We start from the raw sequence: 14,260 nt of genomic DNA, 5'->3' as shown, positions 1-14,260 counted from the left end.
AGAATTCTAAAAAATCTTCGTAAATCAGGGAGGAGTAAATTTTTCCACATCGAATATATATTTCGTTGAATGGTTTGAATAGACAAGGAGAGATGGATATGGCTCAAAGCCTTTCTCCTCGGGAAGAACAAAATGCATCGCCGGATGTGCGGTCGCTTGAAGAGGAAAATCGGCGGTTAAAAGAGCGGTTGAACAGTTATTCGATCATTTTTGAGCGGTCGCTCGATGCGATCGTGATTTTAAATAAAAACGGTGAATTTGTCGATGTGAACGAAGCGGCGTGCAAGCTGTTTGAGATGGATAAGTTTTCGTTGATCGGCCATTCGTTTTCTTCGTTCCTCGAACTTGTGCCGTCCGATATTTTGCTGTTTCAGCGCTCGATGTTGCAAAAGTTCGGTTCGTTCAGCGATGAACTGCTCATCAAACTGCCGGACGGCAAAGTGAAGCATGTGGAATTTTCGATGAAAAAGGATGTGTTCGACGAATTTGACCTTGTCATGATGCGCGACATCTCAGCCCATAAGGCGCTTGAGCGCGAACGCATCATTCATGAGTTTTTGTTTCGCGACGTATTCAACCGCGCCGTTGACGGCATCGTCATTTTCGATGAATTTGGGCGGTTTATCGATGTCAATCCGGCGTTTTCGATGAGCTTGAACTTGGAAAAAGGAAAACTGCTCAATTTGTCGTTTCAGCAGTTCGTCGCCCGCGAATGCGCCAATGAGTTCGCTCGGCTGCTCGCGGAAGTGAAAGAAAAGGGAACGGCCAAAGGCGAGTTGTCGCTTGTCCGCCCGGACGGAACGGTGAAAATGTTTGAGCTGACGGCGACTTCCAACGTCTATAGCGGGTTTTACATGGCCATTATGCGCGATGTGACAGAAAGAAAAAATATGGAAATCAAGTTACAAAAAAGCGAAGAACGGTTCCGGGCTATTTTCGAACAAGCGCATGAGGCGATCCTCATTTGGGACGATTTTGGCTACATATTGAACGCCAATCCGGCGGCGAGCCGGACGTTTGAGCTGCCCTTGAATTTGCTTGTGCGCCGCAATTTGTTTGATTTTGTCGACTATGGGGACGAAAAGGTGAAACGCATTTTCAGCGAGTTCCGGCGCAAAGGGGAAATCCGTGACGAGCTGACGTTTCATATGCCGAACGGTGAGGATAAGCAGCTCGAGTTCACAATGAAAAAAGGAGCGATCGACGGGTACCACTTGACGATTTTCCGCAATGTGAGCGAGCGGCGGAAAATCGAGCGCGAGCTGCGCGAAAGCGAGCAAAAGTTCCGGAGCATTTTCGATCATGCGATGGATGGCATTTTGCTGTGGGATGAGAAGCATCGCATCATCGACGCGAATCCGATCGCCTGCGACTTTTTCGCTGCCGCAAAAGAAACGCTGCTCGGTCAAACGGTGATGGAGCTTGTTCCAGAGCGGGTGCGCCGCCAGCTGAATAAGCTCCTCCAGCAATGCCAGCGCGCCGGCGAGGCGAACGGTGAAGTTGAGTTTTCTGATGAGGGAAAGGGGAAAATCGTTGAGTTTTCCTTGAAAAAAGAAGTCATTCCTGGCGTAGGGATGATGAGGTTTCGCGACGTTACGGAGCGCAAAGAAATGGAGCTGCAGTTGCGCAAGTCGGATACGCTCAACGTCGTCGGGGAATTGGCCGCCGGCATCGCCCATGAAATCCGCAATCCGATGACGGCGCTAAAGGGTTTCATTCAGCTGTTGCAAGGAAGCATTGACGGCGACTATTCGATGTATTTTAATGTCATTATGTCGGAATTGAAACGGATTGAGTCGATCATCACCGAGTTTCTGGTCTTGGCGAAGCCCCAGGCGGTGCAGTACAAACAAAATGATATCTGCAAAATTATGCAAGACACGATCGATTTGATCAGCGCCCAAGCGATGATGCACAACGTGCAAATCATCGCCGACTTCGAGCGCGGGCTGCCGCCGGTGTATTGCGAGCCGAATCAGTTGAAGCAAGTGTTCATCAATATTTTGAAAAACGCCATCGAAGTGATGCCAAAAGGCGGGGACATTACGGTGCACATCACCCGCGCCGGGTGCTATGTGCGCATCTCCATCACCGACCAAGGATGCGGCATTCCAAAAGATAAAATCAAAAAGCTTGGCGAGCCGTTTTATACGACGAAAGAACGCGGCACCGGCCTCGGCTTGATGGTCAGCTATAAAATCATAGAAGAGCACCAAGGGAAAATTGAAGTGGAAAGCGAAGTCGGCGTCGGCACGACGTTCCATATCACGCTGCCGATCGAACGAATGGAAAGGGAGGACGACGTTGACGATTGAATATGCAGTATACCGCTCAGAGCTGCTCGGCGACATTTACATCGCCTCCGACGGCGACGCGATTGTCAAAGTCGAGCTGTTTCCAGAAGAATGGCGCGCGTTCGCCGGCGAACATCCGGCTGTCAAAAGCTGGTCGCCGCTTCTTGAACGCGCGCTTAGGCAGCTGGATGAGTATTTCCACGGTCGACGCCAAGCATTTGACTTGCCGCTGAAGTGGAAGGGAACTGCCTTCCAAGAAGAGGTGTGGGCGGCGCTTTGCCGCATTCCGTACGGCGAGACGGCGACATACGCTGACATCGCCGCGCAAATCGGCCGCCCGAAAGCGGTGCGCGCCGTCGGTCAGGCAAACCGGGCGAATGAACTGTCGATTCTCGTTCCGTGCCACCGCGTTGTCGGCAAAAACGGCGCTCTCATTGGCTATGCTGGAAGCCGCACCGATGTGAAGGCGAAGCTGTTGGAGCTTGAGCGCCGCTTACGTAGATGACGCTCTTGCGTTCGTGGAACAGGCAAAGGGTTTGGAAGGCGTTGTATGCGGATGCTGCAATGAAGCAGGCGGAAAAAGAGGCTGACGGCTTGCCTAGAAAAACGCGTCTGCCCCCGAGGATTGCCATCCACGGGGGCAGAGATCGGGCGTTATTTTTTTTGCCAATGCGACAAGGCGAGGGCGCCGACTAAAATGGCGCCTTTTATAATGTCTTGGGCGTAATACGGAACGTTTGCCATCGTCAAGCCGTTCAGCAACACGCCCATTAAAATCGAGCCGAACAATGTGCCGATGACGTTCGGCTTGCCGGCGCCAAAGACGGAAAAGCCGATGTAGGCGGCGGCGACGCTGTCCATTAAAAGCGAGGCGCCGGCCGACACTTGCCCGGTGCCGATGCGCGAGGCAAGGACGATGCCGCCTAAGGCCGCAAAAAACCCGCTGATGACGTATGCATATGTCCGATAGCGGTTGACCGGGATGCCTGAGAGCCTTGCCGCCTCGCGGTTTTCTCCGGTCAAATAAAAGAGGCGGCCGGGTTTCGTGTACGTTAAAAACAGATGAGCGGCAATGACGACAAACAGCATAAGCAAGACCGAAAACGGCACGCCGAACAGCTCTCCCTGGCCGATAAATAAAAAGGAAGGAATGAATTTGCCCGGCGCCGTGCCGCCATCGGGCAGCGGCATGTCGTTGTAGATCGAAAACCCTTTCGTATAGGTGAGCTGCACGCCGTTAATGGCGTACATCGTCGCCAACGTCGCGAGCAAATCGGGCAATTTAAATTTGACGATCAACAACGAGTTCAAGAGCCCGACAGCAATGCCGAGCAACAGCGGCACGAGCAGGGTGATGAAAATTTCTTGGCGGTACAGGACGAGCGCCGCTGCGCTCGCGATCGTCGCTAGGCTCACCGTCGAGCCGACGGACAAATCGAAGCCATCGACGATGAGCGAAAACGTAATGCCGATTGCCACGAGCGTCACGATCGAAATGGACCGCAAAATGTCACTGAAGTTTTCATACGTAAAAAATCGGTCTTGCGTGATGCCGAAGTAGGCGATAACGGCAAGAATGGCCAGCAAGGTGCCGTGTTTATACAACCATTCAAGAATGGACGGCGCCGTTTTTTTCGACGGCGTTGTGGAAACGGCTGGCTGGCTCATGGATCTCACCTCCGCTGCAATAGTAAACAAGCTGTTCATACGTCAATTCAGCGGCCGGCAGGCGAGCGAGCAGCCGGCCGTCGACCATCACGTAGATGGTGTCGCAAATGTCAAGCAGCTCTTGAAATTCGCTGGAAAAGTACAGCACCGTTTTTCCTTCATCGGCAAGGGAGCGAATGATGGAAAACACCTCTTGCTTCGCATGGACGTCGATCCCTTTGGTCGGTTCGTCAAACAAAAAGACGCGTGCGTTTGTGTTGAGCCATTTGCCGATGACGACTTTTTGTTGATTGCCGCCGCTCAAGTGGCGAACGACGGTGGTGCTTGACGGCGGATGAACACCTAGCGAGCGGACGAGCCCGTCGGCTTCAGCCGCTTCTTTCGCCCAGCTGATCCATTGCCAGCGCGACAGGCGGGAAAGAAGGCGGACGGTCAAGTTCGTTTTCACTGATTCGGGCAAAAACAACCCTTGTTTGCGCCGTTCTTCCGGGATGAGGCAAAGGCCGGCGTCGATGGCTTCATAAGGCGATGAGAACACATAGCGTCTGCCATCAATTTCCCACTCGCCGGATGTGTTCCGGTGGGCGATGAGGCTTTCGGCAAGCTCCGTCTTGCCGGCGCCGACGAGGCCAGCGATGCCGACGATTTCGCCGCGGTGGGCGTATAGGTCGACTGTTGTCCCGGTTTTGTCGATCAAAATTCCGCGGGCGGCAAACGCGATGTCGCTTCTGTATGTGCGTGCTTGTTTCGCGGCGGCGGTCCGCTTCGTTCCAGTCATATGAAGGACGATGTCCTCAAGCGGCAGGCTGCGGGCGCCTCCGTGATAGACGACGCGGCCGTCGCGCAAAATCGTCAGCCGGTCAGCGATCTCCTGAACTTCTTTCAGTTTATGAGAGATGTAAATAAAGCCGACGCCTTGCTGCTTCAGTTCATCGATGATGGCAAACAGACGCCTTGTTTCCGCCTCGCTTAAGGCGGCCGTCGGTTCGTCTAGGATGATATAGCGCGCGTTGGATGACAGCACTTTGGCGAGCACAATCAGCTGCTTTTCATGGAGCGAGCAGTCGCGAACCAATTTCGTCGACGGCAACGACAGGCCGACGCGGCGAAGCAGGGCGGCGGCCCGCTCTTTTTCTTGACGCAGCGAGCGAATCGGCCGTTGCTTCACATGGACGAACTCGTCCGCCGCTACATTTTCGTAAATCGGCAAGCCGGGAAAGAGCGCTGTGTCAACTTCTTGAACGACGAGGCCGATGCCGGCTTGTTTTGCTTCGCGCGGCGATGAAAACGTGTATATCGTACCGTCGATCGTGATCGTACCAGCGTCAGGCGGAATGGCGCCGGCCAAAATGTTCATGAGCGTGCTTTTGCCGGCGCCGTTCATGCCTAAAAGGGCGTGGACTTCGCCAGGACGAACGTCGAAGTCCACGCCGTCGAGCACGCGCACGGCGCCAAACGATTTTTCCATGCCCCGCATTGACAACCCGTTCATTTTTTGTTCACCTGGGCTTCCAACGTTTTCATCCACGGCGAGATGGCGACATTGGATTGCCCCCAGCCCGGGATGTATTGCGAAAGCTCATTCATCGACACTTGTTTGTCCGGAAGATCGGACCGTTTCACTAAATGCGGCTCAAGCGAGTAAATGTTCGGCGTTTTTTCTCCGGCGATTTTTTGATACGCGAACCGCACTTGGACGCGGCCGACTTCGGCTGGGTCGGTCGCCGTTGTCGCCACCCATGGGCTGTTTGGTTTTTGGATCATTTGCAAGTCTTCATCGCTCAAATCGATGCCGTACACTTTAATTTCCGTGCGCCCAGCTTGCTCGATGGCGCGCGTCGCCCCTTTGGCGAACTCGTCCCAAGTTGCGAAGACAGCGTCAATGTCGCCTTTGTTCGGGTATTTTTTCAAAATCGCTTCCATTTGCGTTTGCGTGTCCAAAGCCGTGTTGGCGCTCGCCGTACCGAACTTGGCGACTTCTTTTATGTTCGGATAGCGTTTTTTGAACGCCTCATAAATGACGTGGCGCCGCTCCATTGGAGTAAAACCGCCGACCCAAATCGTGACGATGTTGCCCTCTCCATTTAAATCTTCGGCGAGTGTTTTTAACGTTTTCCAGGCGAGGCTGTAGTCGTCTTGGTCGATGACGGTGACGCCGGGAACGTTCAAATCGTTGTCAAAGGCGACGACCGGGATGCCTTTTTCAACCGCTTTTTTCACCGGGCCTTCGAGCGCATCAGCGCGGCCGTGGTCAAGCAAAATGGCGTCAACATTTTGCGTAATGGCCGTTTCTACGTATGAGGCCATTTTCGTCAAGTCGTTGTCGGCGTTGTAAATTTGCACCTCGCCGCCGAATTTTTGCACTTGTTCTTTGACGCCGGCGATGTATTGCGACGAGAACGTGCCGATGGACATTTGCATAATGGCGGCGATTTTCACCGGCTTTTTCAACTTTTCAGGAATGGCCGCTTGCTCGTCGCTTGTTGCTGTCGAGTGGCTGGATGTCGTTTCCGTTTTGTTGTTCGTGGTCTTGGCTTCGTTGGCTGGCTTGGAGCTCACGGCATCTTGCTCGTTCGTGCAGCCGGCCAAGATGGAGAACACGGCAAAGAAAAGAAGAAAAAGGGAAGATAAGGCCTTAAATCGTTTCATGTTGCTCCTCCTTTGTGAATAATGATGGCAGCGTTGCGTTGTAATTGCCGCGAATGATGCCTTTTTCGGTAATGATCGCGGTAATGAGTTCGTTTGGCGTTACGTCAAACGCCGGATTGTATACGTTGACGCCTTCCGGGGCGATGCGTACGCCGGCGATGTGGGTCACTTCATCCGGATGGCGCTCTTCGATCGGGATGTCCGCACCTGTTTTCGTCGTCAAATCGATCGTGGACAACGGCGCAGCGACGTAAAACGGAATGTCAAACGACTTGGCGAGCAAGGCCAGGCCGAACGTGCCGATTTTGTTCGCCGTATCGCCGTTTTGCGCGATCCGGTCGGCGCCGACGATGATGGCGCCAATGCCTTTCGCCTTGATCGCTTGCGCTGCCATGTTGTCGGTGATGAGCGTCACATCAACGCCTGCTTGCATCAGCTCCCAGGCGGTCAGACGCGCCCCTTGCAACACCGGCCGCGTCTCGAGAGCGTAAACGGATAGTTCAATTTCTTTTTCTTTCGCCAAATAAAACGGGGCGAGCGCCGTTCCGTAGCGGGCGGTGGCGATCGAGCCGGCGTTGCAAATCGTCATCACCCGCTCGCCGGGCCTGAAGAGCGACAAGGCATGCTCGCCAATGCGGCGGCAGACATCTTCGTCCTCGATTTGGATGCGGATCGCCTCGTGAATGAGCGCCGTTTTCGCCTCGTTGACCGAGGTGGCGTCTTTGGCGGCGGCAGCGAGCCGGTCAAGCGCCCAAACCAAATTGACGGCCGTCGGGCGGGCGCTTGCCAAATAATCGCGGTCTTGCTTTAGGCGGCTATGGAACTCGTGGACCGTTTCCGCTTTATAATGCGAGGCGGCGAGCGCCAGGCCATAGGCGGCGGTGATGCCGATCGCCGGCGCGCCGCGCACTTTCAGCGTGGCAATCGCCTCATAGACGTCTTCTAGAGTGTGCAAGTCGATATATTCGATGATGGATGGAAGCTTTTGCTGGTTTAAAATCGTCACATGCGTCTCGCGCCATTCAACGGAGCGTGGGATGGCAAAGGTGCTCATCGCCATCTTCCTTTCTCTTTTTTTTTGGTTTGTCCGGGTCAGCGCCGCGCAGCTTGCGTCGAGACCCGGACGATTGTATGGCATTATTGTTCCGTTTCGGCAAACAGGCGGCGGAAGTCTTCCGTTCCGGTGAACACGCGGCGCTCAATGATCAAGCGGCGGCCGAGACGGAGGGCATGCCGTTTGGCAACAAGCCGTTCATCTTTGTGCTCGATGCCGTCAAGGTCCGCCACATGGGCGAGGCCGATCGTCCGGCGGATGACTTCGCAGCCGGCAAAGCCGACAGCATCGATGAACGCGTGCCGGAGCACGTCCTCGAGCAAGCCCGGCGTCGCGGCGTACGTTTCCACGCTCTCGGTGCGCCAAAGGTTTGAGAACACGGACGCAAAGACGTCCCATGTCCGGTCGATGTGGTCAAAGAGCGGTTGGCGCTCTAATTCAGAGCGGGACAACGCATTTAACAGCAAATTGGCGAAAAATTGGCCAAGGTCAAACCCGATCGGACCGTAAAAGGCGAATTCTGGGTCGATCACTTTCGTTTCGTCGGCGCTTACGAAAATGCTGCCGGTATGCAAATCGCCATGCAGAAGCACATCGGCTTCGGTTAAAAACTTGCGCTTCAACTTCGCCGCTTCCAAACGGAGGCGGTCGTCATTCCAAAGCGTTTCGACGTCCGGCCGCAGCTCGTCTTCGAAGTTGTTCGTGTCATGGTCGAAAAATGGATCGGTGAAGACGAGATCTTCGGTGATTTTGCACAGTTCCGGATTGACGAAGCTTTGCGCCAATTTCTTTTTCTCTTGCTGGTTCATGCCGAAATCGGATGTGTAAAACGCTGTTTTGGCGATAAATTCGCCGATATGCCGGGACAAAAGCGGGAATGTTTTCCCTTCGATCAACCCTTTGCGGGCGATTTGCAAACGGGATAAGTCTTCCATCACCGTAATGGCGAGCGATTCGTCAGAATAGTAGACTTTCGGCACGTATTGCGGCACGTAGCTCGCAAACGTGCGCAACGCGTTGCTTTCAATAACCGCGCGCTTTAACGTGAGCGGCCAGCTTTCGCCGACCACTTTGGCGTACGGCAACGCTTGTTTGATGATGACGCCTTGCTTCGTTTCCTGATCGACGATATGAAAGACTAAGTTTAAGTTTCCGTCGCCGATTTCGCGGCACACAAGCGGCGCCCCGTCTCGGAATAGGCCGAGGCGGACGGCGAGGGCGGTCGCTTTTTGTTCGGTGAGCGGTTCGTAAACCGATGTTTGAACAGTGGTCATTTCCTTGTTCCCCCTTTTTTCATTTCGCTCGTTTTCAAATGCCGGTTCTGACGCGGCGCTGAAATCTCGGCGTTTCCGGCAAATGAAAAAGCCTCTTTCGTATACGGAAAGAGGCTTGAAGATTCATTCGTTCTTCGCGCCTCTTATCTTTCAGAAAGACATCGGTCTTTCTGTTGGACTTAGCACCGTGCCCTGCGGAAGCGGTTCGCTTCCGGCGCCGCCCTTGGCGTGCGCCCTATCTCACGATAGTATTACGGTCGGTTGCTGGGCTTCATTGGGCCAATTCCCTCAGCCAACTCTTGATAAGAGTACCGATTTCTCGTATTCAGTTTTTGCAATTTTCACGATGTTGTCAATCGTTTGGTTGTTTGATTCGAATGATACATGGTCGATCAATCGATTGTCAATACGTTTTGAAAAAATTTTTTGCCGCTTCGTAGTCGTGCGGCCGGCGGTCGGCAAACACCGGGATGCGCGCGCGGACGTCCGCAACGAGTGCGGGATCGATGTCGGCCGAGAGAATGCCCGGCTTCTCGTCCGCCTCGGCGATCACTTCGCCCCATGGGTCGATGACGAGCGAATGGCCGGCAAAGACGTTGTTCGGGTCGCGGCCAGCCCGGTTGCAGGCGACGACGTAGCATTGGTTTTCAATCGCCCGCGCCATCAAGAGCGTCCGCCAATGGTGCAGGCGGGGAAGCGGCCATTCGGCGACGACAAACAGCACTTCCGCCCCAGCCAAAGCATGGGCGCGAATCCACTCCGGAAAGCGGATGTCATAGCAAATGACCCCGGCGCATGCAAGCCCGTCGAGCGAAAACAAGCCTAAGCTGCTTCCCGGCTGCAAATACAAATGTTCATCCATTAATTGAAACAGATGGAGTTTGCTGTATTCGCCGACGATTTGACCGCTCCGGTCGGCCACGATCATCGTGTTCGTCACGCCGGTTGTTGTTTTTTTAGCGACCGAGCCGGCGACGAGATGGATGTTGTGTGCTTGCGCTAGGCGGGAGGCGAACGCTTTCGCCCGTTCGGCGCCTTCGTCGGCAATCTCATCTAGGCGCGTCAAATCGTAGCCGGTCGTCCATAATTCCGGCAGCACGATGATATTCGCGCCGTCCTTGACGGCCGATTCAATGGCGCTTTCCGCGCACCGTTCGTTTTCGTTCGGGTCGCCAAACGCAATATCAAGCTGGAGGCAGGCGATGCGGATCGTCATGAGTTTTCACCTCGAAAAAATTTTGCTTTACATTTTGCTTTTTACGATATATGATGTTGCACTAGAATTTCAAGAATTTTTTAAGAAGGTGTGGGCGATGACGATGGAAATTCCTTTTTCCGAGCTGCTTGAGCAGCTGCCAAAGCAATTTTTCGCCTCGCTTGTCGCAAAAGTCGGGGAGAAAATCAAGGCCGGATGCGACGTGATCAATTTAGGGCAAGGCAACCCGGATCAGCCGACGCCAAAGCATATCGTTGAGGCGATGCAGCGGGCGGCGGCCAATCCGAAATACCATAAATATTCGCCATTTCAAGGCTACTTCTTTTTGAAAGAAGCCATTGCCGCGTTTTACGCGCGTGAATACGGGGTGAACGTCGATCCAGACCGCGAAGTCGCCATTTTGTTCGGCGGCAAGGCCGGGCTTGTCGAGCTGCCGCTTTGCCTCGTCAACCCGGGCGATGTGGTGCTTGTCCCGGACCCGGGCTATCCGGACTATTGGTCGGGGATCGTGCTTGCCCGCGCGCGGATGGAGATGATGCCGCTTTCTTCGGAAAACGGATTCTTACCGGATTACGAAGCCATTCCGGAGTCGGTCGCCGACCGAGCGAAGCTCATGTTTTTAAACTATCCGAACAATCCGACTGGCGCGACGGCGACAAAGGAATTTTTCGCGGAGACGGTGGCGTTTGCCGCCAAGCACGGCATTGCCGTCGTGCACGATTTCGCTTATGGGGCGATCGGCTTTGACGGCCGAAAACCGGTCAGCTTCTTGGAAGCCGATGGGGCGAAAGACGTCGGCGTCGAGATTTACACCTTTTCGAAAACATACAATATGGCCGGCTGGCGCGTGGCGTTTGCCGTCGGCAACGAGCGGATCATTCGGGCGCTTGAGCTTTTGCAGGATCATTTGTATGTCAGCTTGTTCGGCGCCATCCAGGAAGCGGCCGCCGCGGCGCTCCTTGGTCCGCAAGATTGTGTCACGGAGTTGGTCGCATTGTATGAGGCGCGCCGCAATGCGTTCATCGCTGCGCTCTGCGAGATCGGCTGGGAAGCGCCGGCGCCGTCTGGATCATTTTTCGCCTGGCTTCCGTTGCCAAAAGGCGCATCATCCGCCGAATTTGCCGATCTGTTGCTTGAGCGGGCGCACGTCGCCGTCGCCCCAGGCATCGGTTTTGGAAAACACGGCGAAGGGTATGTGCGCGTCGGCCTCTTGACCGATGAAGCGCGGCTTCGCGAAGCAGCGGAGCGGATCGGCCGCCTTGGATTGTTCGAAAAAAATTTTTGAAAAATGATTGACAACGCCAATCGGCGATGTCATAATTCAAAGTAAATTTGCCAATTGTTTGATAAGTGCATAAACGAGCAGGCTTTCTTATCAAGAGCAGGCGGAGGGACGAGCCCAATGAAGCCCGGCAACCGGCTTGGCGCGCGCCAAGCACGGTGCTAATTCTTGCAGCGGAAACGCTGAGAGATAAGAAGAGCGCCATGGATGAGTGACGCCTCTTCTTATGAAGAGGCGTTTTTATTTCGAGATTGAGAGGGATGAACGATGAGTGCAGTGATGGCAACGTATTTGCTTCATGATGAAACAGACATTCGGAAAAAGGCGGAAGGGATCGCGCTCGGCTTGACGATCGGCACGTGGACCGACTTGCCGGCGTTGGAGCAGGAGCAGCTTCGCAAACATAAAGGGGAAGTCGTCGCTATTGAAGAGCTTGGCGAAAGCGAGCGGGTAAACGCCTATTTCGGCAAGCGGCTGAAGCGGGCGATCGTCAAAATCGCCTACCCGACAGTCAACTTCAGCGCCGATTTGCCGGCATTGTTGGTCACGACGTTCGGCAAGCTGTCGCTCGACGGTGAAGTGCGGCTGCTTGATTTAGAGTTTCCGGATGAATGGAAGCGACAGTTTCCTGGGCCGCGCTTTGGCATCGACGGCATTCGCGACCGAGTCGGGGTGCATAACCGCCCACTGTTGATGAGCATTTTTAAAGGCATGATCGGCCGCGATTTGGCGTACTTGACGTCGGAATTGAAAAAACAGGCGCTCGGCGGCGTTGACCTGGTCAAAGACGATGAAATTTTGTTTGACAGCGAACTTCTTCCGTTTGAAAAGCGGATCACCGAGGGCAAGGCGGCCCTTCAGGAAGTGTACGAACAAACAGGCAAGCGGACGTTGTATGCCGTCAACTTGACCGGCAAAACGTTTGCGTTAAAGGACAAAGCGAAACGAGCCGCCGAGCTTGGCGCTGATGTGCTGTTGTTTAACGTCTTCGCTTATGGGCTTGACGTGTTGCAGGCGTTGCGCGAGGATGAGGAGATTGCGGTGCCGATTATGGCTCACCCGGCGTTCAGCGGCGCTGTTACGCCGTCGGAGTTTTATGGGGTGGCTCCTTCGCTTTGGCTTGGAAAGCTTTTGCGGCTCGCCGGTGCCGACTTTGTCCTGTTCCCGTCGCCGTATGGCAGCGTGGCCTTGGAGCGTGAGCAGGCGCTTGGCATTGCAAGGGCGCTCACCGACGACCAAGAGCCGTTCGCTCGGGCATTTCCGGTTCCGTCGGCCGGCATTCACCCGGGATTGGTGCCGCTCATCATCCGCGATTTCGGCCTTGACAGCATCGTCAACGCCGGCGGCGGCATCCACGGCCATCCGGACGGGGCGATCGGTGGCGGACGGGCGTTTCGCGCGGCGATCGACGCAGTGCTGGCCGGCCGTCCGCTGCGTGCGGCGGCAGCAGAAAACGAAGCGCTGCAAAAAGCGATCGACCGCTGGGGCGTCGTTGAGGTGGAAGCATGACGAAACAGCTCGTTCTCTTTTGTGATTTTGACGGCACCATTACGGAAAACGACAACATCATCGCGATTATGAAACAGTTCGCCCCGCCGGAGTGGGAGGCGTTAAAAGACGACATTCTCGCTGAGCGCATTTCTGTTCAGGAAGGAGTCGGGAAGATGTTTTCCCTCCTTCCGTCCACGTTGAAGGATGAAATTGTGGATTTCCTGCGGCGCACCGCTCGGTTGCGCGCGGGATTCCGAGAGTTTGTCGCGTTTACGAAAGAGCGAGGCATTCCGCTTTATATCGTCAGCGGCGGCATCGACTTTTTTGTCTATCCGCTGCTTGAAGGGCTCATTGAACCGGAGCGCATTTTTTGCAACGGCTCCGATTTCAGCGGTGAGACGATCCGCATCACATGGCCGCATGCGTGCGACGGTGAGTGCCAAAACGGCTGCGGCTGCTGCAAGCCATCGCTCCTTCGCAAGCTTGCCCGCCCGGACGGATACCATGTCGTCATTGGCGATTCGATTACGGATTTAGCGGTGGCGAAGCAAGCGGATTACGTGCTGGCGCGCGATTTTCTGCTCCAAAAATGCCAAGAGCTCGGCTTGCCGCATGCGCCGTTTGCAACGTTTTTTGACGTGATTGATGCGTTGCAGCGAATGGAGGTGATCGTATGAGCATCTTCGTGAAAAAGTGGAACGAGCTCGCGGAAGTGAAAGCCGAGCTCGCCGCCCGCGACTGGTTTTTCGCGACAAGCGGCAATTTGTCGATCAAGGTGACAGACGACCCATTGACGTTTTTGGTGACAGCGAGCGGCAAGGATAAGCGGAAGCAAACAGATGAGGATTTTCTGCTCGTTGACGCCGCCGGAAAACCGGCGGAGGAAACAAACTTGAAGCCCTCGGCCGAGACGCTCTTGCACGCGGAAATTTACGGACGGACGAATGCCGGCTGCGTCTTGCACGTTCATACGGTCGACAACAACTTGATTTCTGAACTGTATGCGCAAAACGGGGAAGCGGTCTTTTCCGGCCAGGAAATCATCAAGGCGTTCGGCATTTGGGAGGAAAATGCCGCCGTGCGCATCCCGATTATTGACAATTACGCCGACATTCCGACGCTCGCTCGGGAGTTTGCGAACTATATCCATGGCGACGCCGGCGCCGTGTTGATCCAAAACCATGGCATCACGGTCTGGGGGCGTACAGCGTTTGAAGCGAAAAAACATTTGGAGGCATGGGAGTTTTTGTTCCGCTGGCAGGTGAAGCGGCTGCTTTTGCAGCGGGCCGGCCTGCCGGTTGGCTAATCCATATACATTTTTCCAAAGGAGGA

The 14,260-nt window shown here is 54.7% G+C and carries 12 protein-coding genes and 2 riboswitches; of the genes, 6 read left to right on the top strand and 6 right to left on the bottom strand.

What is annotated here, in order from left to right; translation table 11 throughout:
- The first annotated feature begins 98 nt into the window (after positions 1 to 98).
- Together CD000_RS10640 and CD000_RS10635 are read left to right on the top strand one after the other, a co-directional pair.
- On the top strand, positions 99 to 2,315 hold the full coding sequence (locus CD000_RS10640) for a PAS domain-containing sensor histidine kinase (protein ID WP_096225626.1): 2,217 nt from the start codon (positions 99 to 101) through the stop codon (positions 2,313 to 2,315).
- Positions 2,305 to 2,799, top strand: a complete 495-nt coding sequence (locus CD000_RS10635; protein WP_011230446.1) for a methylated-DNA--[protein]-cysteine S-methyltransferase — start codon at positions 2,305 to 2,307, stop codon at positions 2,797 to 2,799. Before CD000_RS10640 ends, CD000_RS10635 begins: the two co-directional genes overlap by 11 nt.
- A 149-nt stretch (positions 2,800 to 2,948) precedes the next feature.
- Here the strand turns inward: CD000_RS10635 and CD000_RS10630 are convergent, their stop codons facing one another.
- From CD000_RS10630 to CD000_RS10605, 6 genes are all read right to left on the bottom strand, one after another.
- Entirely contained in the window at positions 2,949 to 3,962 is a 1,014-nt protein-coding gene (locus CD000_RS10630) for an ABC transporter permease (protein ID WP_011230447.1), read from the bottom strand.
- Positions 3,904 to 5,454: a sugar ABC transporter ATP-binding protein gene (locus CD000_RS10625; RefSeq protein WP_096225625.1), complete on the bottom strand. Its 1,551-nt coding sequence runs from the start codon at positions 5,452 to 5,454 to the stop codon at positions 3,904 to 3,906. Before CD000_RS10625 ends, CD000_RS10630 begins: the two co-directional genes overlap by 59 nt.
- Positions 5,451 to 6,611 (bottom strand): sugar ABC transporter substrate-binding protein, encoded by a 1,161-nt coding sequence (locus tag CD000_RS10620; protein WP_096225624.1) that lies wholly within the window; start codon positions 6,609 to 6,611, stop codon positions 5,451 to 5,453. The genes CD000_RS10625 and CD000_RS10620 overlap by 4 nt, the downstream gene beginning before the upstream one ends.
- Positions 6,598 to 7,665 carry an S-methyl-5-thioribose-1-phosphate isomerase gene (gene mtnA, locus CD000_RS10615; protein WP_096226279.1) on the bottom strand — a complete coding sequence of 356 codons (1,068 nt, stop codon included), beginning with the start codon at positions 7,663 to 7,665 and terminating at the stop codon, positions 6,598 to 6,600. The genes CD000_RS10620 and mtnA overlap by 14 nt, the downstream gene beginning before the upstream one ends.
- An 83-nt stretch (positions 7,666 to 7,748) precedes the next feature.
- Positions 7,749 to 8,939: an S-methyl-5-thioribose kinase gene (gene mtnK, locus CD000_RS10610; protein ID WP_096225623.1), complete on the bottom strand. Its 1,191-nt coding sequence runs from the start codon at positions 8,937 to 8,939 to the stop codon at positions 7,749 to 7,751.
- Between the two features lie 140 nt (positions 8,940 to 9,079).
- A riboswitch (SAM riboswitch) is annotated at positions 9,080 to 9,248 on the bottom strand.
- A 94-nt stretch (positions 9,249 to 9,342) separates the two neighbouring features.
- A complete protein-coding gene (locus CD000_RS10605; RefSeq protein ID WP_023634096.1) occupies positions 9,343 to 10,155 on the bottom strand; it encodes a carbon-nitrogen family hydrolase in 813 nt (270 codons plus the stop codon).
- A 97-nt stretch (positions 10,156 to 10,252) separates the two neighbouring features.
- Between CD000_RS10605 and CD000_RS10600 the strand changes: the two genes are divergently transcribed.
- The 4 genes from CD000_RS10600 to CD000_RS10585 all read left to right on the top strand — a co-directional run bounded on the left by CD000_RS10600 (position 10,253) and on the right by CD000_RS10585 (position 14,234).
- The gene (locus CD000_RS10600) at positions 10,253 to 11,440 is read left to right on the top strand and encodes a pyridoxal phosphate-dependent aminotransferase (RefSeq protein ID WP_096226278.1); all 1,188 of its coding nucleotides are present in this window, start codon (positions 10,253 to 10,255) and stop codon (positions 11,438 to 11,440) included.
- 84 nt (positions 11,441 to 11,524) lie between these two features.
- A riboswitch (SAM riboswitch) is annotated at positions 11,525 to 11,633 on the top strand.
- Positions 11,634 to 11,704: 71 nt separating this feature from the next.
- Entirely contained in the window at positions 11,705 to 12,946 is a 1,242-nt protein-coding gene (gene mtnW / locus CD000_RS10595) for a 2,3-diketo-5-methylthiopentyl-1-phosphate enolase (protein ID WP_096225622.1), read from the top strand.
- Entirely contained in the window at positions 12,943 to 13,605 is a 663-nt protein-coding gene (gene mtnX / locus CD000_RS10590; protein ID WP_062898495.1) for a 2-hydroxy-3-keto-5-methylthiopentenyl-1-phosphate phosphatase, read from the top strand. The genes mtnW and mtnX overlap by 4 nt, the downstream gene beginning before the upstream one ends.
- A complete protein-coding gene (locus CD000_RS10585) occupies positions 13,602 to 14,234 on the top strand; it encodes a methylthioribulose 1-phosphate dehydratase (RefSeq protein WP_096225621.1) in 633 nt (210 codons plus the stop codon). Before mtnX ends, CD000_RS10585 begins: the two co-directional genes overlap by 4 nt.
- The last annotated feature ends 26 nt before the right edge of the window (positions 14,235 to 14,260 follow it).

Origin of the sequence: Geobacillus sp. FJAT-46040 (assembly GCF_002335725.1) — a bacterium.
Lineage (GTDB): Bacteria > Bacillota > Bacilli > Bacillales > Anoxybacillaceae > Geobacillus > Geobacillus thermoleovorans.
Note: the sequence above shows the minus strand (reverse complement) of the source record. Positions and strands in the feature narration are given on the sequence as shown.